Annotated in this window: 24 protein-coding genes; 11 read left to right on the forward strand and 13 right to left on the reverse strand. The window is 47.1% G+C overall.

What is annotated here, in order from left to right; all coding sequences use genetic code 11:
* The first annotated feature begins 45 nt into the window (after positions 1–45).
* Positions 46–1,524, forward strand: coding sequence for an HDOD domain-containing protein (locus tag PF479_RS10525; RefSeq protein WP_298006013.1), 1,479 nt, complete (start codon positions 46–48; stop codon positions 1,522–1,524).
* An 89-nt stretch (positions 1,525–1,613) separates the two neighbouring features.
* Positions 1,614–1,844 (forward strand): glutaredoxin domain-containing protein, encoded by a 231-nt coding sequence (locus PF479_RS10530; RefSeq protein ID WP_298006015.1) that lies wholly within the window; start codon positions 1,614–1,616, stop codon positions 1,842–1,844.
* Here PF479_RS10530 and PF479_RS10535 read toward each other — a convergent pair.
* The 4 genes from PF479_RS10535 to rsmI all read right to left on the reverse strand — a co-directional run bounded on the left by PF479_RS10535 (position 1,841) and on the right by rsmI (position 5,005).
* Positions 1,841–2,623 (reverse strand): TrmH family RNA methyltransferase, encoded by a 783-nt coding sequence (locus PF479_RS10535; RefSeq protein ID WP_298006019.1) that lies wholly within the window; start codon positions 2,621–2,623, stop codon positions 1,841–1,843. The two genes, PF479_RS10530 and PF479_RS10535, sit on opposite strands and share 4 nt — an antisense overlap.
* Entirely contained in the window at positions 2,623–3,750 is a 1,128-nt protein-coding gene (locus tag PF479_RS10540; protein WP_298006022.1) for an iron-containing alcohol dehydrogenase, read from the reverse strand. Before PF479_RS10540 ends, PF479_RS10535 begins: the two co-directional genes overlap by 1 nt.
* Before the next feature lie 239 nt (positions 3,751–3,989).
* Positions 3,990–4,274, reverse strand: a complete 285-nt coding sequence (locus PF479_RS10545; protein ID WP_298006024.1) for a flagellar biosynthesis anti-sigma factor FlgM — start codon at positions 4,272–4,274, stop codon at positions 3,990–3,992.
* 50 nt (positions 4,275–4,324) lie between these two features.
* Positions 4,325–5,005 carry a 16S rRNA (cytidine(1402)-2'-O)-methyltransferase gene (rsmI, locus tag PF479_RS10550; RefSeq protein ID WP_298006027.1) on the reverse strand — a complete coding sequence of 227 codons (681 nt, stop codon included), beginning with the start codon at positions 5,003–5,005 and terminating at the stop codon, positions 4,325–4,327.
* Positions 5,006–5,062: 57 nt separating this feature from the next.
* On the opposite strand from rsmI, the gene PF479_RS10555 reads away from it, so the two are divergent.
* The 4 genes from PF479_RS10555 to ltaE all read left to right on the forward strand — a co-directional run bounded on the left by PF479_RS10555 (position 5,063) and on the right by ltaE (position 8,183).
* On the forward strand, positions 5,063–5,488 hold the full coding sequence (locus tag PF479_RS10555; RefSeq protein WP_298006030.1) for a hypothetical protein: 426 nt from the start codon (positions 5,063–5,065) through the stop codon (positions 5,486–5,488).
* Positions 5,481–5,783, forward strand: coding sequence for an MGMT family protein (locus tag PF479_RS10560; RefSeq protein WP_298006032.1), 303 nt, complete (start codon positions 5,481–5,483; stop codon positions 5,781–5,783). Before PF479_RS10555 ends, PF479_RS10560 begins: the two co-directional genes overlap by 8 nt.
* Positions 5,784–5,871: 88 nt before the next feature.
* Positions 5,872–7,167 carry a 3-phosphoshikimate 1-carboxyvinyltransferase gene (gene aroA / locus PF479_RS10565; protein ID WP_298006035.1) on the forward strand — a complete coding sequence of 432 codons (1,296 nt, stop codon included), beginning with the start codon at positions 5,872–5,874 and terminating at the stop codon, positions 7,165–7,167.
* On the forward strand, positions 7,164–8,183 hold the full coding sequence (gene ltaE, locus PF479_RS10570; RefSeq protein WP_298006036.1) for a low-specificity L-threonine aldolase: 1,020 nt from the start codon (positions 7,164–7,166) through the stop codon (positions 8,181–8,183). Before aroA ends, ltaE begins: the two co-directional genes overlap by 4 nt.
* A 23-nt stretch (positions 8,184–8,206) precedes the next feature.
* Here ltaE and PF479_RS10575 read toward each other — a convergent pair whose 3' ends face one another.
* Positions 8,207–9,502, reverse strand: a complete 1,296-nt coding sequence (locus PF479_RS10575; protein WP_298006039.1) for a CBS domain-containing protein — start codon at positions 9,500–9,502, stop codon at positions 8,207–8,209.
* Between the two features lie 113 nt (positions 9,503–9,615).
* Positions 9,616–11,490, reverse strand: a complete 1,875-nt coding sequence (htpG, locus tag PF479_RS10580) for a molecular chaperone HtpG (protein WP_298006042.1) — start codon at positions 11,488–11,490, stop codon at positions 9,616–9,618.
* A 473-nt stretch (positions 11,491–11,963) separates the two neighbouring features.
* On the opposite strand from htpG, the gene PF479_RS10585 reads away from it, so the two are divergent.
* Complete coding sequence (locus PF479_RS10585) at positions 11,964–13,202, forward strand: hemolysin family protein (RefSeq protein ID WP_298006045.1); 1,239 nt, start codon at positions 11,964–11,966, stop codon at positions 13,200–13,202.
* A gap of 17 nt (positions 13,203–13,219) precedes the next feature.
* Here the strand turns inward: PF479_RS10585 and PF479_RS10590 are convergent, their stop codons facing one another.
* Positions 13,220–14,179: an iron-sulfur cluster assembly scaffold protein gene (locus PF479_RS10590; protein WP_298006048.1), complete on the reverse strand. Its 960-nt coding sequence runs from the start codon at positions 14,177–14,179 to the stop codon at positions 13,220–13,222.
* A 2-nt stretch (positions 14,180–14,181) separates the two neighbouring features.
* Complete coding sequence (locus PF479_RS10595) at positions 14,182–15,360, reverse strand: NifS family cysteine desulfurase (RefSeq protein WP_298006051.1); 1,179 nt, start codon at positions 15,358–15,360, stop codon at positions 14,182–14,184.
* Positions 15,361–15,526: 166 nt separating this feature from the next.
* Here PF479_RS10595 and PF479_RS10600 point away from each other — a divergent pair, with 166 nt between their 5' ends.
* Positions 15,527–16,453, forward strand: coding sequence for a phosphatidylglycerol lysyltransferase domain-containing protein (locus PF479_RS10600; RefSeq protein WP_298006054.1), 927 nt, complete (start codon positions 15,527–15,529; stop codon positions 16,451–16,453).
* Positions 16,454–16,549: 96 nt separating this feature from the next.
* Positions 16,550–18,322 (forward strand): aspartate--tRNA ligase, encoded by a 1,773-nt coding sequence (gene aspS / locus PF479_RS10605; protein ID WP_298006057.1) that lies wholly within the window; start codon positions 16,550–16,552, stop codon positions 18,320–18,322.
* Positions 18,323–18,371: 49 nt separating this feature from the next.
* On the opposite strand, the gene PF479_RS10610 is transcribed toward aspS, so the two are convergent.
* Positions 18,372–19,706 carry a cyclic nucleotide-binding domain-containing protein gene (locus PF479_RS10610; protein ID WP_298006059.1) on the reverse strand — a complete coding sequence of 445 codons (1,335 nt, stop codon included), beginning with the start codon at positions 19,704–19,706 and terminating at the stop codon, positions 18,372–18,374.
* A gap of 158 nt (positions 19,707–19,864) precedes the next feature.
* Between PF479_RS10610 and PF479_RS10615 the strand changes: the two genes are divergently transcribed.
* Together PF479_RS10615 and PF479_RS10620 are read left to right on the forward strand one after the other, a co-directional pair.
* On the forward strand, positions 19,865–20,491 hold the full coding sequence (locus PF479_RS10615) for a winged-helix domain-containing protein (RefSeq protein WP_298006062.1): 627 nt from the start codon (positions 19,865–19,867) through the stop codon (positions 20,489–20,491).
* 33 nt (positions 20,492–20,524) lie between these two features.
* Positions 20,525–21,697 (forward strand): phosphoglycerate dehydrogenase, encoded by a 1,173-nt coding sequence (locus PF479_RS10620; protein WP_298006065.1) that lies wholly within the window; start codon positions 20,525–20,527, stop codon positions 21,695–21,697.
* Between the two features lie 3 nt (positions 21,698–21,700).
* On the opposite strand, the gene PF479_RS10625 is transcribed toward PF479_RS10620, so the two are convergent.
* The 4 genes from PF479_RS10625 to PF479_RS10640 are packed head-to-tail and all read right to left on the reverse strand — an operon-like array spanning position 21,701 to position 25,751.
* The gene (locus PF479_RS10625; protein ID WP_298006068.1) at positions 21,701–22,402 is read right to left on the reverse strand and encodes a hypothetical protein; all 702 of its coding nucleotides are present in this window, start codon (positions 22,400–22,402) and stop codon (positions 21,701–21,703) included.
* A gap of 9 nt (positions 22,403–22,411) precedes the next feature.
* A complete protein-coding gene (locus tag PF479_RS10630) occupies positions 22,412–23,065 on the reverse strand; it encodes a rhomboid family intramembrane serine protease (protein WP_298006071.1) in 654 nt (217 codons plus the stop codon).
* Between the two features lie 49 nt (positions 23,066–23,114).
* Positions 23,115–24,668 carry a hypothetical protein gene (locus PF479_RS10635; RefSeq protein ID WP_298006073.1) on the reverse strand — a complete coding sequence of 518 codons (1,554 nt, stop codon included), beginning with the start codon at positions 24,666–24,668 and terminating at the stop codon, positions 23,115–23,117.
* Between the two features lie 45 nt (positions 24,669–24,713).
* On the reverse strand, positions 24,714–25,751 hold the full coding sequence (locus PF479_RS10640) for a polyprenyl synthetase family protein (RefSeq protein ID WP_298006076.1): 1,038 nt from the start codon (positions 25,749–25,751) through the stop codon (positions 24,714–24,716).
* Positions 25,752–25,778: the final 27 nt, after the last annotated feature.

Raw genomic sequence — 25,778 nt, forward strand, 5'->3', positions numbered from 1 at the left:
GTTAATCATTTACTATAAAATAAAGTACTTCTATAAGGACTGGCCATGCCTCCTACCAACATTTCAGAAAAGATAAAAGTCGCCATACAGAAATCTGTACCCGTGACTGTGACGACCTATAAATTGAACCATGAAACAGAAGTATATCTGGAAGATATACTGGGTGTGTTCCTACGCGAACTGGGGCAGGATGCCCTGGTGGATAGATTAGCCTACTGCCTGAAGGAACTGGCGGTCAACGCCAAGAAAGCTAACACTAAAAGAATTTATTTTGAAGAAAAAGGACTCTTCCTGGACAGTCAGGATGACTACCAGGAAGGGATGAAAAATTTCAAATCTGAAACAATGGACCGGATTGATCACTATCTGGAACTTCAGAAACAGAAAGGCCTTTTTATTAAGATTTCCTTCCATTCATTCAGTTCCAACTTCCGGATATCCATCAAGAACAACGTACAGATCACCCGGAAGGAACAGATGAGGATTTATGACCGCATAGCCCGCTCACGGGCCTTTGACAGCATGGAAGAGGCCTTTTCTGAAGTTTTGGATGATTCAGAAGGAGCCGGACTGGGGATTGTAATACTGATCCTGATGCTGAAAAAAATGGGCCTCGATGAAGAGTCATTTGAAATTGACGGAAATCGAGGAGAAACCATTGCATCCCTGACTATACCCATCGCCCAGATCAAGCTGGATGAAATGGATATGATGACAAACCGGATTGTTTCCGAAATTGAAGCGCTACCCCAGTTTCCTGAGAACATAACTGTCATACAGCAGCTTATCAACGATCCCGATTCTGATATCAATGAAATTGCCAGACGGATCAGTACCGACCCGTCTTTGACTGCAGACCTTTTAAGGGTCGTAAACTCGGCCAAATTCATGCTGCCTAACCGAGTGGATAACATCGCCGATGCCGTGAAGATGGTGGGCCTCAGGGGTTTGAAGAACCTTCTGTACTCCTACGGATCTGAAAAGATCCTGAATCTGCCCCAGAAAAAAGAACTCTGGGACCATGCTCACAGGACGGCTTTCTACTCCTTCAGTCTGGCGCGAAACATCAAACTTACCAAAGATTTTGTCGATGATGCCTATGTGGGAGGAATCCTTCACGATATGGGTAAGATCGTATTCTCCAGCATCCATCCGGAACTGCTCGAGAAAATACAGAGTTTTGCATCGGAAAAAGAACTCTCCGCCGGTCTATTTGAAAATTTGGCTGGAGGATTCAATCATGCCCAGATTGGCGCTAAAATTGCCGAGAAGTGGAATTTTTCAGATTCACTGGTTCAGGCCATTCGCTACCATCACGAACCCCACCTTTCTAAACCTGAATATAGAAAAGTGGTCAATTGTGTCTATCTGGCCAATGCTCTCTGCGATCTGGAAAAGGAGACAATCGTCTTTGACCAATTGGACAAGGATGTTCTCAAGTTCTTCCGGATCACTTCTGAAGTACAGCTGGATCGTACCAGAGAGATTCTCGCCCAGGCCTTCAAATCTGAGCTGATGATCTGATTTAAAAAATCAAAAACATCCCTATTGACTTCCTCCTAGCCATAGAATATATTGAATATACAATATTTCATATATTCAAGGAGCACAAAATGTCTGTTATTGTTTATTCAACACCCAGCTGTAGTTACTGTACCCTGGCTAAAGAATACTTTAAAAAAAATAAGATAGCCTTTACCGATTACAATGTGGCCGTTAATTCCTCAAAAGCAGAGGAGATGGTTAAAAAATCCGGTCAGATGGGAGTTCCTGTGATTGATGTAAACGGAAGAGTCATTGTCGGTTTTAACCAGAGCGCCATTGAAAATGCCCTGCACCGCTAGGCAAGCAGAAATTCTCCACTCCAGTCATTCATAATGATTCCAAAGGATACAGATACGTTAAGAGACGTCTTGTTTCCGTACAAAGGAATAGTCACAACTCCCCTGGATTTCTCTGCAAGAGCAAGACATTCCGGGGAGACTCCCAGCTCTTCAGAACCCAGAATAAGTAGCCCCTGTTCTGGAAAAATGAACTGATCAAGTTCCACTCCCCCCAGCTCCATGGCAAATACAGGCTCATTCAAATTTCTGAGCTCTTCAATTTCCACACGCCTCCAGGGAATTCTTTCGGTGCAGCCCATGGATGTCCTACTCGCCCTCAGATGTCCCGGGTCCGCGGTACCGGCGGATAAAAGGATTTCTGAAACGCCAAAGCATTCGGCTGTTCTGAAAATAGAACCCACATTGAAGGGAGACCTGATTTCATCAAGATATATTTTACAGGGAAAGATTTTCCGCTCTGCCCCGGAAAGATCGGGTCTATGGATGAGATCCCATTCTGCCGGAGAGACCCCGAGAGCCTTGATCAATTCATGTCTGATATGGTTTATCTTTCTTCTCAGAAAAAGAGGATCTTCTGACCCTACTGACAGATCAGTCCCTAGATCACCATAGGACGAGAGGGTCTGTTCCTGAGTCAATGCCCTAAAAAATTCTTTCAGATACAGGGAATCCGGTAAAACTCCTTCTGAAAGCTCCCGTTCCCACTCCCCCAGGATTTTTATAATCTTCCTCTCCCTGGTTCCGTCTTTCAGTGAGAATAATTTTCTGACAGTGATCATTACCAGCTGCTTTTCAAAATGCTGAACATCTGATCCACAGTGATTCCGCCCCGGCCGGTGAGGGTCAGCATTTGACCAGCAGTTTCTGCAGCTAGGGCCAGTGAATCCTGAAGAATCCCTGTGTTGCGAAGCTGAGAGGGCATGGAATACCATCCAATAAGCTCCCTCAGAGACTCCCTCAATGCTTCTGGAGTCGGGGGTACGTCTTCAAGATCAGTCAGCTGTCCCAGAAAGTGTTGAATCTCGCTGGTGGCGATACCGCAAATGTAATCCATGATATAAGGCATCAGAATCATAGCCGTGATGGGCCGGGATACCCGAAAGTGACCGCTTACTGATTCGATCAGAATCCCCGTCCAGAATGAACCGGTTTCCTGATGGGCCATGGCCGTCAGAAAACCTGCTTCCATAAGATCTGTAGCACAGTTAAGATCCCAGAAGCCTATCAGAGACTTCCTTCGGTGCCAGATCCGGCGGAAAGCAGAGAGACTGTGGACCTCGGATAAGAAGGAACGGGAAGGAATAACCGCACAAACAAGAGTATTCAACAGAAGTTCAAAAAAAAGCGGCGTCCTGTACCGTTCGGGTAAAGCAAGTGACTGTACGGGATCACAAACCTGTAAACACAGGGAATTAGGATGATATTCTATGATTCTGGAGACACCGGTGCGGCTGTCGGTCATGCTAAACCGGGGCTGGAGAAGCAGGGGAGACCAGAAATCACTGATCAGCTCTACACAGGGTAGTGAAATTCCGCCACCACTGCCCCGTTCCATCAGGATGTCGGGGTGCAAAACCTCAGGAACAGAAGAGGCTACTGCCCGGGCAATAGACAGAGTGCGGCCGCCTCCAAAACCCAGAATCGATTCGACATGGCTTCCCCGGGCAAGATTCTGGCAGCTTTCTATGGTAAAACTGGTTCCCTTCAAGGGTTCTTCATCATAAACAATGGTTCCGATTCCGTGGCTTTCCAAAAGTTTCTGGAGCTTTCTTGTGGGTTCTTTCAGAATTGTCTCGGAAATAAGGAGGACTCGTTTCCCCAATTTACTGATTTCAATACCCAGACGGTTGGTTTCATTGACCCCCTGGAGAATACGGGAGGGCACCTTTAAGAAAATTTCAGCCATTTTAACTCCAATTTGTTCCTGAGGCTGTGCACAGCCTCAGTGAGTTTTTGCTAAGGGCCTAAGGGCCTGAAAAAGAAAATGAATGGTATTATACCCCAGGGCAAGCCTCAGGGTATGAAACCATGCTTTCGCGGCACTTATTCGGCAATGCCCGCAAGCGGTCGCTGCCCTCATTTCATTTGCGAATCAAAAAAAAAGGCAGAGCCGAAGCACTGCCTGTAATATACACTGAAAATCTTTTAAATTCCAAATAGATCCATCAGCTTGTCTGCTACGGAGTTAACCACCGTGTCGTTTATATAATTCGGATCCTGCAGGCGGGCCTTAACCTCGGCAATACGATCTTCTCTGACATCGGGAGCAGCTTTCACGCTTTCCATAGCCTGGAGGAGCTCGGCACTCTTCTTGGCTTCGATGGAGACATCGATGGAATCAGATTTTTCTTTTATTTCAGACCGGACCGCTTTCTCTGTCTTGTTAGGACGGGATAGTGGATCAACCGGACCTATTCTATCTATTGTCATGTCAGCTCCTTTGCTCTCCATTAATAAATATCGACACGCCTACCATAATATTAACCTTTTTTCTCTGCCGAAACAAGTAAAGCAAACTCACCTTTTGAATGATTTCCTGTTTCTAGGTGAATAATCAACTTATCGGCAGTTCCCTCTATATATTCTTCAAATTTTTTTGTCATTTCACGGCCCAGCAGAATTTCCCGCTCTGGTTTCATCTCACCGATTTCCGAAAGGACCTTAATAACCCGATAGGGAGACTCATAAATCATAAATGACTCCTCTCTCTCCAGCAGCTCTTGAAGCCTTTTCTTCCGTTTCCCCGATTTTGGAGAAAGAAAACCCTCAAAATGGAATGATTTTCCATGAAACCCGCAGACCGAGACCAGGGTTGAAAAGGCGGAAGCTCCCGGAATAGGTATAATGTCGTGCCCGGCATCCCGGCACTGTCTGACCAGCAGTCTGCCTGGATCACTGAGAACAGGAGTTCCCGCATCAGAAACATAGGCAATATTTTTGCCCTCATCCAGAAGTTTGACAATACCCGGCGCACTCTGTTTTTCATTCCGGGCCCGACAGCTGATCAGATGTTTTTGAATGCCGTAATGATTGAGGAGTTTAGCACTCTGCCTGGTGTCTTCACAGGCGATAATATCGACTCCTTTTAAAATTTCCACACCCCGGAAGGTCATATCCTGCAGATTACCCACAGGAGTTGCCACCATATACAGTATTGCCATAAGATGTAGGATATATGAAAGCATGGCTTGTGACCAGATTGACAAGGCGGTTCCCAGGTGTTTCCTGAAATTCTGATTATTATTCTTCTCTTCACAATCTTGCTGGCCCTCATCATTTCGAGCCTGCGGTCTAAAAATACAGAGGAGAGTCCCCAGTCTGACTCCTATAGTTTTTATGATGAAACAGATGACAGGCATCCCTGTCCCCTCTGCGAACAGGGTCTTAACAGAGGAGAGAGGGTCCACTCTGTCATCTACAACAGGGGAGAAGACAAGCTCATGAATATATACGGTTGTCCCTGGTGCTATTCCAAGCATCCAGCCGGGTACAGAGAACCCCACAGGGAGCGCCGCTGCCCCTCCTGCAAGACCCTGTTTAAAGAGGGTCATTTTGCCATAGCCCGGGTTTTTGAACGGCCCGGACGAAAAATGCACATCCATGTTCTGGGATGCCCGGCATGCAGGAACAGCAAGGATGACTGATTTTTCTCTCCGAGTTATTTCCCTGATCACCCAGATACCCCAGGGAAAGATCTCCACTTACGGACGGATCGCGGCTATGGCCGGGGCTCCCCGGGGGGCCAGGCAGGTTTCCCGCCTCCTTCACAGCTCCAGCAGAAAACAGAATCTGCCCTGGCATAGAGTCGTTAACGCAACGGGAGGTATCGCGCTGTCCGGTGATGCCGGAGAACTCCAGAGAGCAATGCTGGAGTCAGAAGGAGTCGATTTTTCAAACACAGGGAAGGTTCTTCTCAGCCGTTTTCTATGGAAACCCTGATTTTTTACGCCTCTTTGCTCTACCAAAACCCTCAGCAGCCCCAGGACCCTTGGACAGATTCCGTCCTGATCTGATATTCTCTTAAACCATGAGCACAGTCACATTAACAGGCAAATCAAAATCGACTGAGAACCCTGTCCCTCTCAAGGGGACAATCCGGGTTCCTGCATCCAAATCCCACAGCATAAGAGCCCTCCTTATCGCCTCACTGGCAGAGGGTTCCAGCCGCATCAGGTCTCCTCTGTATTCAGAAGACAGCCTTTCCTGTCTGGAAGCCTGCCGAACCCTGGGCGCCCGCATCGAGGACAGGGATGACGGCTGGGAGATCCTCAGCCCCATCCCGCGGAATCAGAGGGGAGAAGTACAAATCAATGTGGGAAATTCGGGGACATCCCTCTATCTTCTGACAGCGATTGCCGCCACCCTGGGTTCAAAAGTCTCTTTTGACGGGGACGAGCAGATCAGAAGCCGTTCGGCAGAGAACCTCCTGAATGCTCTGAAAGACCTGGGAGCCACTGTGACCTCTTCACCCCGGGGTTGTGCCCCCTACTCGGTTCAGGGTCCACTGACCGGCGGAGAAACATCCATCAGCTGCCCCACCAGCCAGTACCTCTCGGCCCTGCTTCTGGCAGCACCCCTTTTGCCGTCTAACGAGGATGAGGCTGTCATCAGGGTACCCCTTCTGATGGAACAGCCCTATGCAGAAATGACACTGAAATGGATGAAAGAACGGGGAATCCTCTGGAACCAGGAGGGCATGAAGGAATTCCGTATCCGGGGGGGTCAGTCCTACTCCCCTTTTGATGCCCCCATTGCGGCCGACTTTTCTTCGGCCACCTTCTTTTTCTGTGCCGCCGCCATCAGCGGCTCCCCCCTGACCCTGGAAGGCCTGGACATGAATGACAGCCAGGGAGACAAGGCTGTTCTTTCCTATCTGGAAACCATGGGCTGTGTCATTGAACATCGGGAGGAGGGGATTCGGATTTCACCTGGAAACCTGAGTGCCGCTGTTCTGGATTTAAATGACACTCCTGATGCACTTCCTGCCATGGCGGTGACGGCATGCTATGCAGAGGGAGAAACCAGGATCGTCAATGTTCCCCAGGCCAGAATGAAAGAAACAGACAGGATTGCTGTGATGACAGCTGAACTGAAGAAAATGGGTGCGGACATCGAAGAAACACCCGATGGCATCATCATCAGAGGATCGGCACTGAAAGGAGCCAGCCTTCATGGACACGGAGACCACCGTGTGGTTATGGCCCTGGCTCTGGCCTCCCTTGGAGCCCTGGGAGACACTGTCATTGATACGGCAGAATCTGTGAATATCACCTATCCCGGATTTTTTGAACAACTGAAACAACTGAAAGAGGAAGCGAAATGATTGAATTAAGAAGCGATACTTTTACACAACCCAACCGGGCCATGCGTCAGGCGATGTACGATGCCGAGCTGGGGGATGATGTATACGGAGAAGATCCCAGCGTCAACGCCCTGGAAGCCCGTATGGCGGAACTATGCCAGGCAGAAGCGGCTCTTTTTGTCAGTTCGGGAACCATGGGAAATCTTATCCCTCTGATCATTCTGGGAGGACGGGGCAAGGAAGTCATCCTCCATGAAAATGCCCATATCCTTCAGCATGAGATCGGGGGGGTCGCCGCCGTGGCGGGAACTCTTCCCATTGCCGCACCGGGAGAACGGGGAATTCTGAGATCTGCCGCGGTAAAAAGCAGGATCAAGGAGACTGATTACGACATAGCTCACACCAGCCTGATCGCCATTGAAAACACCCATAACTTCGAAGGAGGAACCTGCTGGCAGAAAGAACAGCTGGAGGAAATATCCACCCTTGCCCGGTACAAAAACCTTCCCATCCATATGGACGGTGCCCGCTGTTTCAATGCTTCAGCGGCAACTGGTCTCTCCCTTTCTGATATTTTCAGTTATTGCACCACAGCGAACCTCTGCCTGTCCAAGGGATTGGGAGCCCCTGTGGGGTCTATGATTGTAGGACCCAAAGAGATCATTCATGAATCCAGACGCTGGAGAAAAATTCTGGGGGGAGGAATGAGACAAGCCGGGGTTCTGGCGGCGGCAGGACTTTATGCCCTGGAACATAACCGGGAGCGTCTGAAAGAAGACCATTTTCATGCCCGCATGCTGGCAGAGAGTCTTGAAAAATGCTCCTGGGCAGAAGTGGATATCAGACGGGTCGAAACCAACATCGTCTTTGTGAAAACTCCGGGTAAGGATGCAAAAAAAATAGAGTCCCTATTAGCCGAAAAAGGAGTCAGGGTTATCAACACGGCGGAAGAAGAGATCCGTCTGGTGACCAGCCTGTCTGCATCCTTGGAAGATATAAACACAGCCTGCCGGATACTTGAAGAGTTGGAAATGTGATGACCCGGGTCGGGTTAACTGATCTATCTTGTTTCCAGATAATTCAAATAATCTGTCCGTGTTACGATTCCCATCAGTTTTCTATCGTCAGCCACAGGAACATGGCCGATATTCCATTTTAGGAAAAATGATTCTAGATCCTTGACACTGGCATCACTGCTGCAGCTGTGAACCTTGCGGGTCATATAACTTCTCACAGGACCTTTCATCTGCTGTGACTTGCGAGCCTTACTGATGTCTCTGAGAGTCATAAAACCGACCAGTTCGTCACTGTCATTTAAAACAGGGGCTCCTGTGTGACCTATTTTTTCTAAAAACAGGGATGCATCCAGTACAGACCAGGAATCCCGGATGGTGTCGACAAGATCGGTCATCAAATCAAGGGCCGTAACAGCCGGCACAAGAGAATGAGTCAACGCCGTCAGAAAGGACTCATAGACTTCCTCTCCGAATTTCCCTTTGAGTTGGGCCGACGCGGCTCTTGTATGCCCTCCCCCGCCCCAGGGAGCCAGGATGCTGCTCACATCAATCGTTTCTTTCTGGCTGCGGGCAATAATCAGTGTTTTGTTGGCTTTTTCCAAGCCGAACATGATAAAAAGGGCATCCGCATTTTCTACTTCAAATACTTTTTCAACAACGGAAGCCAGACCGCTCACCTGCTCTTTCATCTCAAAATAGCTGAGAATGATTGTATGACCATGTATTTTTTTATAGACGAGGCGATTCAATACCTGATGGAAGAGTGAGATCTGGTAATCCTGCTTCATGGGTTTGAGGAACTGACTGACCAGTTTCATACTGGCCCCCTGTTTCATCAACCAGGAGGACGCCTGAAAATCCTCAAGACTGACATTTTCATGAGTGAAGTTTCCTGTATCGGCAAAAATCCCTGTCAGGGCAATGGTTGCATCGATGGGGTTCAGAGTCACCCCTTTCTCCATCAGGATAAGAGAGAGAATCGTGGTATTCGAACCATATGCAGCCGAAACCAGGGTTGCATTGACAAGATCGCAACTGTCGTTGCTATGATGATCATAGACCACCATCTTCCCCCGGAATTCCGGCATATACTCAAGATATTCCTTGAGCCTGCCGCTGCTGCGGGTATCAAAAACAATCATTTCATCAACAGTCATCTCCCTCAGGTCTTTCGATGGGAGAAAATCAAGATGCCCTTTATAAAGGTTATAAAGAGATTTGGCAACGGGATGAATCAGCCTGCTTTTCACACAAACCGCATCGGGATACAAATACCTGCCTAAAACCAGAGACCCTAAACAGTCCAGGTCCATATTGCTGTGTCCAACCAGAATTTTCAAAGGAGTCTCCTATAGGCCCGTGTATGATACAAGTATTTCCCATGAAACAAAATTAGTCAAAAAAAAAAGCTGCTTCCAGCGGAAACAGCTTTTATAAAAACCGGAAAGGAAAATTAAAGGGCTTTTTCCATGACCCGGTTCAGTCTCTGAGCAAAGGTATGGGGATCTTTCAGAGGAGCCCCTTCCGCCAGAATAGCCTGTCCCAAAAGCAGGAAGCTCACATCTTCCAGAAGAGCCTTGTCCGATGACCCCTGAAGCTGCTTCACAATGGCATGATCAGGATTCACTTCCAGAATAGGCTTGATCTCGGGCATCTCGGTCTGACCCATGGCTTTGAGCATCTGCTGCATCTGGGCGGTAGGATCATTCTCATCAGCCACGATACAGCTGGGGGATTCATGGAGGCGGCTGGAGGAAATAACATCTTTGACTTCGTCTCCCAGAATCTCCTTGATCTTCTCCAGAAGAGGCTTGATGGTTTTTTCTTTTTCCTTGTCCTCATCAGTTTTCAAATCATCTGTACTGCCGCTCTTGTTGACAGCCTTCATTTCTTTTTCTTTGTATGTCCCCATCATGGGAGCCACAATTTCATCAATGTCATCGTTCATGATCAAGACTTCAATGCCCTTCTTTCTGTAGGCTTCCAGGAGGGGTGAAGTTCTCAGGGTGGATTCATTGTCTCCGGTGATGAAGTAAATGGATTTCTGATCATCTGTCATACGGTCGGTATAAGAGGCGAGGCTGGTCCAACCTTCAACGGAGGTAGACTTGAACCGGATAAGCTCCATGAGGTCTTCTTTATTTGCATAATCCGAATACACACCCTCTTTCAGAGGGCGGTTGTACTGCTCGATAAACCCGTTGTATTCCTCTTCTTTCTCTGAAAGCTTTTTCAGCTCTCCCAGAATCTTTTTGACAGAGGCATTCTTGATGCTGGAGAGGATCTTGTTTTTCTGCAGGATTTCCCGGCTAACATTCAGGGGCAGATCCTCGGAATCGATGATCCCCCGGATAAAACGCAGATAGGTGGGAAGAAGTTCTTTGTCATCATCGGTGATGAACACACGACGGACATAGAGTTTCACACCAGGTTTATAATCGGCCTGATACATGTCGAAGGGAGCTTTTTTGGGGATAAAAAACAGTGTGTTATACTCCAGTGTTCCTTCTGCCCGGGTGTGGATTCGATGAAGAGGATCTTCCATATCATTGGAAATGGACTTATAAAACTCATTATACTCATCATCCTTAATTTCTTTGGCAGATCGTTTCCATAGAGCCGAAGCGGAATTGATCTGTTCGACCTTATCCTCTTTGATCTCTTTCCTGTCATCTCCCTCACCCTCATACTTGCTGGATTCATAGTGGAGAAAAATGGGAAAGGCAATATGATTGGAGTATTTTTTAATAATCTGTTCCAGATCATAGCGGTTGGCATATTCTTTTCCGGTGTCGTTAAGATGAAGGATGACAGAGGTACCCTGTCCTTCCTCCCGTTCCGCAGGATCCAGGGAATACCCTTCCCGTCCGTCACTGCTCCATTTCCAGCCAGCTTCTTCTCCAGCTTTTCTCGTGATGACATCCACTTTGTCGGCCACCATGAAAATGGAGTAGAATCCAACACCGAACTGACCGATTAAATTGGAATCTTTTCGGGCGTCACCGGATAAGTTACTGAGGAAGTTTTTGGTTCCTGACCGGGCGATAGTTCCCAGAGAATCCGCCAGATCCTCATCACTCATTCCAATACCATTATCTTTGATGGTCAGAGTCTTCTTGTCATCTTTATCAATGACAATATCAATCCGAGGGTCCCATTCCAAATTTTTCAATGACCCATCTGTCAGGGTCAAATATTTCAGTCTGTCCAGAGCATCGGAAGAGTTCGAAATCAATTCCCTGAGGAAGATTTCACTGTGAGAATAAAGGGAGTGAATCAGAAGGTCTAGAAGTTGATTCACTTCTGTTTTAAATTTTCTTTTTGACACGCATATGTCTCCTTGCCACTAATAATCAGGAGAATCCGGATATATATAGAATTGGGTTCTCTTCCTTTAAAATAATAATTTTAATATCAGTCGGCAATAAACAGATTCATCTCTTTAACCTTTTTTAGCCCCCAGGGTACAATTTTTTAAGTTTTTCAAGAAAATCCCACCTTTATGGTCTATTATTAGGTGTGAATCACTTCATTCCTGCGGGGAAGGGAATCTACCTTCAGTAAAGGACAACAGTTAAGGGCAATTGTTTTCCCTAAGCTTCACCTGAGATTCATCAGGTGGAGGATCTTCCCCATTTTTAGTCCTTAGAAATGAGAATGATACACTTCCATTTTTTTTTGAGTTCTTGCATAATCCTCTGATTTAATGAATAATTTCCTCATGGATGACCCAGACCCTTTTTTATGTACCTATCAGCAAAAATACTTCCAGATTTATTCTGAGTCCGGATTTAAACCCTTATGATTTCCGAAATAATATTTTTAATCTTCCTTTTTACTGTATCAGCCCTTTTTTCCTCAACGGAAACAGCCTTCACATCACTATCGATGTTTCAAATCCAGACACTTAAAAAAAGCTACAGCCATAGAAGCCGTCGAGTCGCAAAATTAACACAAAGGCCGGACGTACTTCTAACTACCCTCCTCATTGGCAACAACCTGGCCAACATCGGAGCAACCGCTCTTTCCACTTCTTTGACCATAAAGATCCTCGGGAATAATTTTGTCGGATATATGACAGGAGTGCTTACCCTCTTTATTTTGATCTTCGGAGAAGTAACTCCCAAACAGATTGCTTTGGCAAAAAATGAATCAATCTGTATCCATATGGCCTATCCTATTCATGTCATGTCTTATATATTCCGTCCGGTAATATGGGTGATCTCGGGAATCAGCTCATTGATCACCGGAATGTTTGCAGGACAGGTCAAAAAAACTTTTACCCTGGACAATCTCCTGCAGATGGTCACCTTAGGGGAGAATATGGGCATTGTTGAGAGCTATGAAAAACAAATGGTCAAGAATGTATTCCGTATCAATGATACGCCGGTCAAAGGGATCACAACCCGAAGATCCGAGGTCTTCTGCCTGGATAAAGAAGTCTACCTGGAAGATGTTCTGCAGACGATTATAGAGAAAGATTTTTCCAGAGTTCCCGTCTATCAAGACAACCCGGAACACATAATCGGAGTCATACTGACCAAGGATATCATGAAGGCATTGAGTTCGGGCGGAACCAGGATTAAATTGAAAGAGTTGATGAATGAGCCCTTTTTTGTACCCGAGACCCGTATGGTTCATGACCTGTTTCATCAGTTTAAAAATGAAAAGATGAATATGGCCATCGTTCTTGATGAATACGGCGGTCTCACCGGAATCGTAACCAAGGAAGACATCATCGAAGAAATATTCGGTGAACTCTATGATGAATACGAAGAAATGGAAAATGACAAAATTTTGAGTTGTGAAAACAATGAGTGGATCATTCAGGGTGACACCTCATTCTACGACCTTCATGACTACCTGGGCCTGGATCTTGAACACGACATCAAGACACTGACCATCAGCGGTTATATGACGGAAAAACTGGGAGTGATCCCCAGACTGGGTGCCACCGTGAGACTGACCGAGGGCGAATTGAAGGTCACCCGGGTCAATCACAACAAAATTCAAGAGATTAAATATAAAAAACCAGAATAACCGGAGGGATTCCTTCGTTATTCAACAGAGACACGGATAGATTCATCAACATGATCTTTTAAGCCCTGTTCAATGAAGCTAAGGGTTCCCGTCAAGGCGCTCCCGCAACCCATACAGGCCCCCTTATAGCTAATAGAAACAAGGGTCGATTCCCCCTGATCTTTTATGTCCAGGATCACGACATCTCCGCCATCTTTGTGTAAAAGAGGCCTGATTTCTGCATCAAAGTGATTTTCTATCATCCGCATTTTCTGGAAAGAAGACCTGGAGGAGAAAGGGAGTTCCTTTTTCTGTTCTACTTCCCGATCCATCTGGGCCCTGGTTTCTTTCAGTATATCCACCAGATAATACTTTTTCTGTTCGTGTCCCCCAGGTCTGATACAGGACTTACAGAACGCCCCTGCTTTGGTATAGTCGGTAATCTCTTCCACCGTGGTCAAATCGTTGATTCGAATGACTTCCTGAATGGTTTTCAAGGTAACACGGGCACATTCACAGACCATTTCATCATCATCAAGGATTCCTTTTTCAACCCCCTTATAGATGGCAGCAGCCTGCTTGATCACATCGTAGGCCATAACTGAGCAGTGCATTTTCTGAGGGGGAACGGCGGGAGTATCCGGGTCATCCCGAAGTGACTTTTCCACATCAAGGTTGGTAATTTCCAGGACCTCATCCACAGTTTTACCGATGCAGAGCTCAACCATCATATCGCTTGATGCAATAGCCGTACCACAGCCGAAGCTCTTAAATGAGGCTTTGACTATTCTATCGCTCACCTTATCCACGGCCCAATACAGACGGACTGCATCACCACAGGACTCGGCACCCCAGTCAGCGATGACGAGGCGCGCATTCAAGGCTTCGGCTTCTGCCTCAGTGATGAGGCCGAGGTAGGTCGGATGATCCATTCTATCCGCAACTTTATTTGAATAATTATCCCAGAGAGAGCCTCCGAGCAGATCATTCTTTGCCATAATTATTGTTCTCCCATATAGGTACTGGAAATGGCACGGAGCCTCTGTACCGTCTTATTTATTACATCAATACTCTTATCAATTTCTTCTTCTGTAGTGAATCGGGACAGGCTGAACCTAACCCCGGTATGGGACAGGTTATTATCCAGATCCATGGCTTGAAACGTTGCATCCGCTTCAAGGTCTTCCGATGAACAGGCACTTCCCGTCGAGGCGGCAATACCATTTTTGTTCAGGTCCCAGAGGAAGGCTTCACCCTCGATCCCTCTGAAGCTGGCCAAAATTGTATTGTGAGTCCTGTTCTTCCGGTCACCGATAACCATGGTGTCCGGCAGATTCAGAATGGCATCTTCCAGCTTGTCTCGCAGTCTCCCCACTTCCTTGTTCAGAAAATCCAGATGCTCAGTGGCAAGTTCCATGGCCAGCCCCATACCTACCATGAAGGGAACATTCACTGTACCCGCCCTTTTATGTCCCATCTGTTCACCACCATGAAGAAGGGGAGTGATGGAGACAGAGTTCCTGATATATAAGCCTCCTGCACCGATGGGTCCATGGAACTTATGAGCGCTGAATGTCAAATAGTCTGCAGGAACCTCTTTCAGACTGACCGGAATTTTCCCCAGGGCCTGGACGGCATCTGTATGAAAAAGAACACCCTGCTCTTTTGTATACTCTGCCAGTTCTTTTATCGGATTGATCAGACCGGTCTCATTGTTCGCCCACATGATGGAAACCAGAGTGGTTTTCCCGGGAATCAGATGAGCCTTCAGGGTCTCCAAAGTCACCAGACCCGCTTTATCGACGGGGAGGTATGTGACCTCCACGCCATGAGCCTCTTCCAGATACTGGCAGGTTTTCAGAACACTGGGATGTTCAATCTGGCTGGTAATGATATGACAGGGTTCTCCTTTGACCAGAGAATCCATAAAAACACCCTTGAGAACTGTATTGTTCCCCTCTGTGGCACATCCATTTATAATAATATCATCTTCATCGTCTGCCCCGATGGCAGTATACATGCGATCCAGGGCTATACTCATATAAGGATGGGTTTCTGTTCCGAAACGGTGAAGTGAGTTGGGATTTCCATACATCTGACAGAAAAAGGGCTCCATGGCCTGTTTAACCAGAGGATCTACGACTGTTGTCGCATTGCTGTCGAGGTAGATTCGTTCCATTTCATACTCCTGTTTCATAAATATAATTAATTTTAAACAAATTGAAAATAGAAATCGCCTTTATATGCTACTAATTTCCTAGGGATTGCTGGTTTTTCACTTGTCCCGAGGCTATGGGTTGATTATATTCAGAGTCTAGAACGTCAAAGTTATTTCCGGAGGAAGAATGCAGCGGGAAAAATTAGATTACAGTCACAGAACATTATTAGTACCTTTTCTTCAAAAGATACAGACTCCTCTGTCGGAATATTGCTTTGCCAATCTTTATTTTTTCAGAAACACACACCAATATGAAGTTTTACAGGAAGGAAATTTTTACTTCCTTTCTGGAATAAGCTATGACAAACAGCGCTATCTGATGCCCTTGCAGGATCTGTCTGAGTCTGAAGAGTACGCCAGGGAACTGATCCGGATAGGGAGAGAAGAGGATTATGACATGATCTTCCCCGTCCCGGACGAATGGCTCGGGACTCTTGAAAAGCAGGATTTTTATAATGACTACAGAGAGCAGGATTCGGACTACCTCTATACAGTCGAGAAGATGCAGCACTATCCTGGAAGAAAACTTCACAAGAAAAGGAACCTCCTCAAGCAGTATGAAACCCTCTATCTTCCCCATGTGGAAGAACTTTCGGATGACAACACAAGCGGACCTCTGGCTCTTCTGGACGGATGGCAGGAAGCATCGACTCAGGAGATGGGGGATTCCGATTACTATCAGTGCCGTGAAGCCCTTGAAAAGCGAACTCAGTTCAACCTGAAAGGCGCTGTATTTTATGCCGACTGCGAGCCCTCAGGTTTTATGATCGGCGAAGCCGTCAGTCCCGATGTTTTTACCATTCACTTCGCCAAGGGTGATATAAAATACAAGGGAATCTATCAATTCATGTTCAACCGTTATGCAGAACATTTCTGCAGGGGTTTCAAAGAGATCAACCTGGAACAGGATATGGGAATGGAGGGGCTGAGGAAGACAAAACGTTCCTACCTTCCCGATAGAATGGGGATCAAAAACAGAGTGTACTTCAAGAAAAAAGCTCCGGTCTTACCAGAAAAAAGGAATCATTTCCCCACCTGGGATTTCCAGATCTGACATGCCCCCTGATTCTTAAAGGTTTTCAGGGCTTTTTCCATACTGCCTCATTGATTTCCACTGGTTTGAAATGCTACATTCTTGAACATGGAAAATATGAAAAGAACCGCTACATGCGGCAGTCTCAGAGCATCTGATGACGGAAAAACCGTTCTCCTCAACGGATGGGTTCACAGAAACCGTGATCACGGCGGCATCCACTTTATCAATATGAGAGACCGCTATGGTGAAACTCAGATCGTTGTGGATGAAGATGCTCCCGTAGAACTGGCAACTCTGGCAGGGAGTCTCAAATTTGAATACTGCATTGCCATGGAAGGTCAGGTCAGAAAAAGACCCGCCTCGATGGTCAACCCGGACATGTTAACCGGTGAAATTGAAATCTCTGTCAAAAAAATAGAAATTTTGAATACCTGCCACACCCTCCCCTTCATGATCGAGGAGGAGACAGACTCTAATGAAACAGCCCGTCTGAAATATCGATACCTTGACCTCAGGTCCAAGGGTATGCAGAACAGAATCATCCTGCGGAACAAGGTGACCTGGGCCATCAGAGAGTTCCTGCAGAAAGATGATTTTCTGGAAATTGAAACTCCCACTCTCATCAAGTCCACACCCGAAGGAGCCAGAGATTTCCTTGTGCCCTCCCGATTACATGCTGGAAAGTTTTTTGCACTTCCTCAGTCTCCTCAGCTCTACAAACAGCTGCTTATGGTCTCAGGTTTCGACAAGTACTTTCAGGTGGCCCGCTGCTACCGTGATGAAGATGCGAGAGGGGACAGACAGCTTGAATTTACACAGATAGACATAGAGATGAGCTTTGTTTCCAAAGATGATATATTTGCAGTGACTGAGGGGATGATGGGACATGTATTCAAGGAATCACTGGGGGTAGACCTCCCTGCGAGCTTTGAACGACTGACCTATGATGACGCCATGAACCTGTACGGATCGGATAAGCCGGATCTCAGATTCCCACTGGCTTTCCATGACTTTGCCCCCTTTGTTCCTGCCAGTGAATTCGAAGTCTTTAAGGGGGTCCTTAAATCGGGAGGAACCGTTAAAGCCATGGTCGTCCCGGGTGCCGCAGCAGATTTCTCCAGAAAAAAAATAAGCGCCCTGGAGGAGACTGCAAAGACCTATGGAGCCAAGGGTCTGGCCTGGATGAAGGTGACACCAGACGGACTGGACGGGGGGATATCCAAATTTTTTACAGTTCAGGCAAATGACATAAAAACCGGACTGAATGCAAAGGAGGGCGATCTGATCCTCCTCATGGGAGCCAATTGGAAAACGGCATGTACCTCATTGGGAGCCGTCCGTTCACGCCTTGGAAAAGACCTGAAACTCATCGATGAGAGTCAGTTTAAATTCGCCTGGATCATAGACTTTCCTCTCTTTGATTACAATGAAGAAGAAAAAGCATGGGAACCGGCACACCATATGTTTTCCATGCCCCAGCACCAGTACCTTGAGACAATGGAGTCTGACCCCGGCGCAGTGAAGGGAGACCTCTACGACCTGGTCCTCAACGGTTACGAACTGGCCAGCGGTTCTATCAGGGTCCATGATCCCGAACTGCAGCAACGGATCTTCAACATTGTAGGATTCCCGAAAGAGATTGCGGAAGAACGCTTCGGCTTCCTCCTGGAATCTTTTCGTTATGGTGCTCCTCCCCACGGAGGAATTGCAGCAGGTGTGGATCGACTGGTGATGATTATGGCCGGCAAAAGTTCCATCAAGGAAGTCATTCCCTTCCCGAAAAACAGCGCAGGGATGTCTCCCATGGACGACAGCCCTGCTCTTGTAGACATTGACCAGCTTCAGGATCTGCATCTTCAGGTGGTCATGCCCAAAAAAGAAATTTAAAAAACTGCCTCTGTGAAAAAGGGGCAGTTTTTTTAACACGATTCGGAACCTATATGGTCAGAACTTTCGGTTCTTCATCTTCTTTCTCACCCAGAGATGTCACGATAAATTCATTGGTCCTCTTCAGCCGGGACGCGAGAAGCCGACTCAGAAAAAGACCGTATTGGGGATAGAGTTTCAATATCTTAATAAATGATTTACTGGGAATGCGAATTAACTTTCCCATTGTCTCTGCGATGACCGAAGCACTGCGGTCTCTGTTCAGTAAAAAAGCCATTTCTCCTAAAAAGACATCTTCCGGAGTAATCCGTCCGACAATGTTTCCATGATGAACAACTTTGTATGTACCGCTTGAGATATAAAAGATAGAGTCTCCCGGATCTCCTGCCCGAACCACAATATCTCCCGGTTTAACAATGAGCATCTCCTCCGTCGAAAACCCCGCCGGAGTCAATCGTTCATGGAGATGCCTGTGAGACATAATCATTGTTACCTGATTTCCCTTCTTGTTAAACAGTATCCTGTCTGAAACAACACGGGAAAGGAGGATTCCCCGCCCTCTGAGGTTATCAGAAGAGGCATTCTGGAGAGAGTTCTTATATGCTGCCACATCAAAGCCCTCTCCATCATCATGAATTACAAAACGCGACTCCGATTCCGACAGTATCCACTCCAGAAGGACTCGTCGCCGACGGATATCCTGATCCAGTGTTTTTTCCTGAATGAGCTCAAAAAGACTGCCCCCCTCACCAAGGCGCTTGTCTCTTTCATCCCGGCTGATGCCGCAATTGCCGTGCTCGATTCCGTTAAGAACCAATTCTGTCAGTGCCATCTGAAGTTTAAACCGATCCTCATCTGAAACGCGGCCGGACCGGACCATATTGATCGAAAGCAACCCCGTATACACAGAAACAACAGAATAATCCGTATTGGAAATATTGAAGGCCCCAGAAAATCGACCCAGCACATTGTCTGCCAATTCATTTTGATATATCAATTGCCTGTTGGCATACACGATGGATAGGATCTTAGCAAAATGGGAACGGATTCTGGAATAGTCCAGGAGGGTTAATAAATTCAGGCTCCTGAACTGATCCAGGAGCGTATCTTCCTGATGTCGGCCAAGATCATAGATACCAATGATTCCGGAACTGTGCAGCCAGGAGTCTTCCATGATCTTTTCTTTGAGAAAAGTCAGATCCAGATTCTTATCCGAAAGGTGAAGAATGGTCAGTTCGGGAAGTTCCAGATTCAGGATATCCAGTGCATCCGTAATATTATCGGTGAAACGGAGATTGTAATCACCAGGGAACTCATTCTGAATCACCCTCTCTATTCCCTGGTTGATAATGGAGTCGCTGCAGATCGTTACAATTGTATTCATTCGTTTATTTGGCCCTATAACAATATTATCGCTCCCCAGTGTCATAAAATTGAATAAAAAGACCAATATTATGAGGATAAAAATTTTTATTTGGTCTGTGATATATTTCACACATGGGGGTTGCCGGTTTTTAACTGCTCTTCTATCATCAAAGCAGGATGTTAAAAGAAAAGCTTTCTGAGGCGGCTCATTTTCGAATGATCAGGCTCTATATCACTCTGTCCAGAATGGAGAGTGAATGGTCACAGACAACACTGACCTCGGGAGAGCTGGCCAATTTCACTGGGACAACGGCAGAGTTGATCCGAAAGGACCTCAGCTTCCTGGGCTGTCCGGCCGAAGGCCGGGGATACAAAACGAACACCCTGTTGTCAGGACTGAAAGAAAAACTTCATTTAAATGTCCTGAAGGCAGGCCTTGCCGGGCTGGATAGCTGGGGTTCTATCCTGATCAGAGAATCCGGTAGTTTTCAGGGACTCCAGATAACAGCCGCCTTTGATGGAAGCCAGAACCGCCTGGAAAGAACTGAAACAAGGATATCCCTTTATCCCAGCTATGAAATAAAAGAGGTCTTTCAGAAGGAGAAAATCCGGATAGGAATCCTTGCAAGCGAGACGGCACAGCCGGACAAAAACCTGCAGCGGATGCTTGCCGGGGGAGCCAGAGGAATTATCAATCTGACAAGCTGTCCCCTGACTGTACCAAAGGATGTTTATTACTATCAAGCCGACTTAAGTCTGGGATTTTTGAGCATGATCTCCCGTATTAACGAGTCAAAAAAGTAAAAAACCGGAACTACCGGAAGAAAGGAAGTTAAGATGTATGCAATTCAGACTATGAACAAGATTTCTGCCAAGGGCCTGGAGAAACTGCCCCGTGAAATCTTTGAAACCGCCACAGAGTTGACCCGTCCCGATGCCATTCTCGTACGGAGTTACAAGGTGGGAGAAGATGAGGTTCCCCACACTGTCAAAGCCATCGCCCGGGCCGGAGCGGGTGTCAACAACATACCCGTCAGCTATTGTACGGATAAGGGCATTGTTGTCTTCAACACTCCCGGAGCCAATGCCAACAGTGTGAAAGAACTCGTCCTCACTGGTCTTTTCCTCTCATCCAGAAATATCAATGCCGGAATCAACTGGGTTCAAAGTTTGAATCCCGAGGACGATGTATCCCGACTGGTAGAAAAAGAAAAATCTCGCTTTTCCGGACCTGAAGTCCAGGGCAAAAAACTGGGAATCGTCGGTTTGGGAGCCATTGGAGTTCTTGTAGCCAACGCGGCCCTGGCCCTGGGAATGGAGGTCACAGGATTTGATCCTTTTATCTCCATCAATGCTGCCTGGGGACTGTCACCCGAGGTCAAGAAGTCCAGTTCTCTGGAGCATCTGATTGCCAACTCTGATTATATCACCCTCCATATCCCCTTGAACGATAAAACCAGAAGCATCATTGATGAGCAGCAATTCTCTCAGATGAAAGAGGGATCCCGGCTTCTGAATTTTGCTCGGGGAGGCCTTGTGAATAATGAAAGCCTCAAAAAGGCAATCGAAAATGGAAAAATCAGCTACTATATCACCGACTTCCCTGATGGTGAACTCCTGGGCAATCCACAGATCATCACCATCCCCCATCTGGGAGCCTCGTCACCCGAAGCAGAAGAAAACTGCGCCATCATGGCAGCCAACCAATTGAGGATTTTCCTTGAGACAGGAAATATAACAAACGCCGTCAACTATCCCAACTGCACCATGGAGTATGAGGGGGGGCACCGACTGCTTATCGCCAATAAGAATATCCCCAACATGGTGGGACAGATCTCCACTCTTCTGGCAGAGAATAAGATCAATATTCAAGAGATGATGAATAAACACAAGGATGAGATTGCCTACAACATCATTGACATTGACAAGGCACCAAGTGAAAAACTTCTCACCAGCCTGAAAAGTATTCCGGGGGTCGTCATGGTTCGTCCCATCCCGCCACGGGTATAAAGATCAATAGTTTGCCGGGAAGGTTTTCAGATCTTCCCGGCGGTAAAGGATCTTGACTCGGCTTGTATATTCACCGGCCCGGATACTGATGACAGGAGGACCGGAAAGATAAACTGAACCCGTGACTTCCAGGGGCCTGTTAAAAATCACAGCCCTCAGATCCGACCTGAGGGCCTGTTTCACCGCTTCCTTCAGGGAGAGTGTCCGGGCATCCTCCAACATCATAGGAACCCCGCCTACCGCCGCAGAGGACTGAAACCCGCCGCCCTGGCTGATCCGGATCCTGCGGTTCTGATAATCATCGGGCCAGTAATGAAATAAAACCATCAGGAACTGGGTATCATCCAGCACCTGCTGGACCTTCATAGCAGGATCGCCTTTATGAATTTGACTTACCGGGGTCAGTTCAAAAACCTCATCAAAAGTCTCTTCACTGTTCCCGGGAACGTAGCGGAATGTAAATCCATAGATCATTCCGGAAAAAATCCACCGGGCATCTTCCAGCAGGAGTTGGATGGCCTCCTCTCGAATCTCATCATATCCCTGAGGGATCACCAGCTTGTCCTCTGCGTAGGGCTTCATCATGGTGGCGAATCCCAAAGCTGAATAATTGATATCCAGCGTCAGGGAGAGGTAGGGATCCGACGCTGACAAAGAAAAGAGAGTGATAAAGCTCAGGATAAAACCGGCAGTCAGTCCCTTCAAATTCCTATCCTAATGCCAGGGATTATTCCGGGAGTCTCGGAACACCTTCACTGGATCCAATCCCAGACGAATCATAATATACAGATAACCGAAAAGGAGTCCCGCCAGGTGTGTCATATGAGCCACATTGCCTCTTGCAAAAAAAAGGGAGAACACTTCGATACCTGCATAAAGGGAGACCATAAGGGTGGTCCGCATGGGAATGATTCCAAAGAGATAGATTTTGGAGTGAGGAAAGAACACCGCAAATGCCAGAAGCAGTGCAAAGATAGCCCCCGACGCCCCCATCAGAAAGACATTTGTACTTCCTGTAAAAATGTAGATGACGAGGGAGGCCAGCCCTGAGAGCAGTCCTGTTCCCAGATAGTAGGTCAGAAATTCCCAGGATCCCATCCGCTCTTCCACCTGGGGTCCGAAAAAGAAGAGACCCAGCATGTTGAAAAGGATATGATTCATCCCGCTGTGGGTAAACATATAGGTCAGGGGGGTCCAGTAAAAATGATCTCTCACAAAGAGAACGGGATTCAGTGCGAGGTACATCTTCAGATTGGGGAACATGACGGTCAGAAAAAAGACACTCACATTAATCCCTATCAGGATCAGTGAAAAATTTCTAAATGTATGGGGGAAGGGTTTTCTGATTCCCCGGGCTTTATTTTGCATTCTTATAAAGTAATGCTCCCTGAAGAAAAGATCAAATTATTATGATCCATCACTGCAGAGAAAACAGCCTGAAACTGCCAGGCTTGAGATCGGTGATTGTCAGAGAATGATCCGCCGAAAGAAAAAGGCTTCCCTGAGCCGAGGAAAAATCAGAGTCCACAACCGAGAGGATTCTGTTTTTCCCGGTAATGAGGCTGTAATCTATTTTGATGGTTCCCGGGTTTTTCCCTTCAGGATTATCCAGAGCCATCAGTGGAATTAAAAGCCGTCCTTTCTCCCGGATGATCCACCATGCAAAGGACTCATCTGCCACGACCCGTAGGAGATGCCCTTTATCCAGAACAACCTCATACCGTTGGTAGATATCTTCCATACGGTTCTGAATTTCCGCCATATCTCCCTGCAGTATCAGCGGACGGCGGAAGAGGGAGACCGTACTGAACCGGGATAAGAAGAGGCTGCGGAGCAGATCCTTTGAAGAACCATGATCTCTCGAAAGGAAGACTCCCTGAGTGACCGGATATATACGCCCTTTATTCTTCTCATGTAGATTTCCAAGTCCGTGAAACCAGGAATGAATGGACTCTTCATCCATTTCAAAACGATCCTTACCCTGATTCACCAGGACCACCGGCTCTACCGGATCTGACGGAGGGTTCCGCTGCTCAGACAACTCGAGAACCCATCCTGTGTAGCGTTTACAAGCGCCTTTCACACGCAGGACCTTGTAGAGAGTCTGGATTTTCTCATCCGATAAGGCAGAGGGAAGAGCCAGATATACAAAATCCAGAGGAAACCGGGACTGGAGACCCGGAAAAATCCCGGAAAAATAGACAAGACCACCCTCTTCCGTAAAATCAAAACAGACAGAGCCGCCCGGTTCCTCCACTACGGCTAAATCATTCTTTGCCGCCAGGGTCTTCAAACGGGAATAGTCATAGCAGCCACTTCTTTCAAATTCTGCCTGTACGAGCCTCTGTATCCCCTGAATCAAAACTTCTTTCTTTTCTTCCCTTCCCGAGAGGGATGTCCATGTGAAAAACTCCGGTTTCCGGTAGATCACGGCAGAAGCAGGATCAATCAGAGGGGACAGAAAATACCCCGTCTTTTTTCCACAGAGATGGGCGGCACTGAGAAGGAGGCGAAACTGATCCTCCAGACTCAATCCGCAGCTGTCCAGAAAGGGATCGGAATACCGATTATCAATATGAGAATGGCTTTTGGGGTGAAGGGGCCTGGATTTGTCACATTCGGTGACTGGATTAAAAACAATACTGTCTGTGCGCAAACGGGGCAGCTCCATAAGAAGCCTGAAAAAAGAACCATAGTCCCTCACATCCAGAATCTGGAAATCTCCATTTCGAAGCCAGCGATCATCCCTCCGGCGTCCTACGGGGCTGGATGATGATCTGATAAGGGACAGACGCCTGTAAAAATCAATGACCGCAGCTGCAGAAATTGTGATCCTTTGAGCCGGAGAGATCTGTATATATCCATGCTGAGTGAACTCTCTAAACAGTTTCTTGCCATAAGCCTTATCTTCAGGGTTTTCCGAAGAGACTGCTGAAAGCTTCTGCCAAAGGGATTTTCCTGTTGTTGCCATTGTTTTTTATCATACCCTGAAAAAAATGAACATCAAAGCATTTTCTTAACGAAAGGATTCGATTATCCCGCACTGGAGTTCCCGGGCTGAAGATTCCGGAAATATTTCTCTCAATTCTGCCGCAGATTCCCGGAGCATAGAAAGAGCGATATCTTCGGCTCTCTTGATCGCCCCGGCATTTTCCAGGATGCGAATAGCCTGATTCACCTCATCAGATCCCTCTTGGATACCTTTCTTTCCGGCGGCTTCCATCAGAGGGGCGAACTCTCGGTATTGATTCCTGTGGCTCTGATGAAATAGAATAACCGGAAGGCTCTTTTTTCCCTCTACAATATCGTCTCCCCGGTCCTTCCCCGGATTCCCGGTGCTCAGGTTTTTAACATCATCCAGAATCTGAAATCCCACTCCAGCTTTTTCCCAACTCTCGGCGGCTCGATCACAGAGTGTTTTTTCGGCTCCCCCTATGAAAGAACCGGCAAACGCGGCAAACCGGGCCAAAGCCCCGGTCTTAAAACGGCACATTTGGAGATATACGGGAACATCCGGTACAATTTCATGGTCATTGTGCCATTGTATATCAAGACCCTGTCCAAAATGCAGCCTTCTGAGGCTTTCGCAGTAGCTATCCAGAACCGTAAACTTCAGAGTATCATCTCCTCCAGTTTTCCGGACAAGGGATGTGGCATTGAACATCATCAGAGTCCCCGTATTGATGGACATATCATCGCCGTACAAGAGGTGTACAGCAGGCTGGCCCCGGCGTTCGACCGATTTGTCCTCAATGTCATCAACAATCAGACTGCCGTTATGAGCCATCTCGACCAAAGGGCTCAGAGCATAGGCATCTTCCGCGTTTCCACCGGCTGCTTCACAGCATAGTACCATCACCAGAGGGCGCCAGCGCTTCCCGCCCCGCCTGAGCAACTCAAGTCCGGGAGCATGAAAACGATCGATCATGCTGGTAGGAACAGGGCTGGAGAGAGAATCCGTCATGGAGGGCAGCCATTCTGAGGATGCATTTTCAGGCATCAGCCGGTAGAGTTCCTCTTCAATTTTTTCCAATCTCTGACTATACTGGTTCATGTTCACACCTCGTTGTAACCATTATAG

The sequence above is a fragment of the Oceanispirochaeta sp. genome (assembly GCF_027859075.1).
Classification (GTDB): domain Bacteria; phylum Spirochaetota; class Spirochaetia; order DSM-2461; family DSM-2461; genus Oceanispirochaeta.

Coding starts and splice junctions, on each gene's coding strand:
- PF479_RS10525 (WP_298006013.1), top strand. CDS start 46: ATGCCTCCTACCAACATTTCAGAAAAGATAAAAGTCGCCATACAGAAA.
- PF479_RS10530 (WP_298006015.1), top strand. CDS start 1,614: ATGTCTGTTATTGTTTATTCAACACCCAGCTGTAGTTACTGTACCCTG.
- PF479_RS10535 (WP_298006019.1), bottom strand. CDS start 2,623: ATGATCACTGTCAGAAAATTATTCTCACTGAAAGACGGAACCAGGGAG.
- PF479_RS10540 (WP_298006022.1), bottom strand. CDS start 3,750: ATGGCTGAAATTTTCTTAAAGGTGCCCTCCCGTATTCTCCAGGGGGTC.
- PF479_RS10545 (WP_298006024.1), bottom strand. CDS start 4,274: ATGACAATAGATAGAATAGGTCCGGTTGATCCACTATCCCGTCCTAAC.
- rsmI (WP_298006027.1), bottom strand. CDS start 5,005: ATGGCAATACTGTATATGGTGGCAACTCCTGTGGGTAATCTGCAGGAT.
- PF479_RS10560 (WP_298006032.1), top strand. CDS start 5,481: ATGACTGATTTTTCTCTCCGAGTTATTTCCCTGATCACCCAGATACCC.
- aroA (WP_298006035.1), top strand. CDS start 5,872: ATGAGCACAGTCACATTAACAGGCAAATCAAAATCGACTGAGAACCCT.
- ltaE (WP_298006036.1), top strand. CDS start 7,164: ATGATTGAATTAAGAAGCGATACTTTTACACAACCCAACCGGGCCATG.
- PF479_RS10585 (WP_298006045.1), top strand. CDS start 11,964: ATGATTTCCGAAATAATATTTTTAATCTTCCTTTTTACTGTATCAGCC.
- PF479_RS10590 (WP_298006048.1), bottom strand. CDS start 14,179: ATGGCAAAGAATGATCTGCTCGGAGGCTCTCTCTGGGATAATTATTCA.
- PF479_RS10595 (WP_298006051.1), bottom strand. CDS start 15,360: ATGGAACGAATCTACCTCGACAGCAATGCGACAACAGTCGTAGATCCT.
- PF479_RS10600 (WP_298006054.1), top strand. CDS start 15,527: ATGCAGCGGGAAAAATTAGATTACAGTCACAGAACATTATTAGTACCT.
- aspS (WP_298006057.1), top strand. CDS start 16,550: ATGAAAAGAACCGCTACATGCGGCAGTCTCAGAGCATCTGATGACGGA.
- PF479_RS10610 (WP_298006059.1), bottom strand. CDS start 19,706: ATGAATACAATTGTAACGATCTGCAGCGACTCCATTATCAACCAGGGA.
- PF479_RS10615 (WP_298006062.1), top strand. CDS start 19,865: ATGTTAAAAGAAAAGCTTTCTGAGGCGGCTCATTTTCGAATGATCAGG.
- PF479_RS10620 (WP_298006065.1), top strand. CDS start 20,525: ATGTATGCAATTCAGACTATGAACAAGATTTCTGCCAAGGGCCTGGAG.
- PF479_RS10630 (WP_298006071.1), bottom strand. CDS start 23,065: ATGCAAAATAAAGCCCGGGGAATCAGAAAACCCTTCCCCCATACATTT.
- PF479_RS10635 (WP_298006073.1), bottom strand. CDS start 24,668: ATGGCAACAACAGGAAAATCCCTTTGGCAGAAGCTTTCAGCAGTCTCT.
- PF479_RS10640 (WP_298006076.1), bottom strand. CDS start 25,751: ATGAACCAGTATAGTCAGAGATTGGAAAAAATTGAAGAGGAACTCTAC.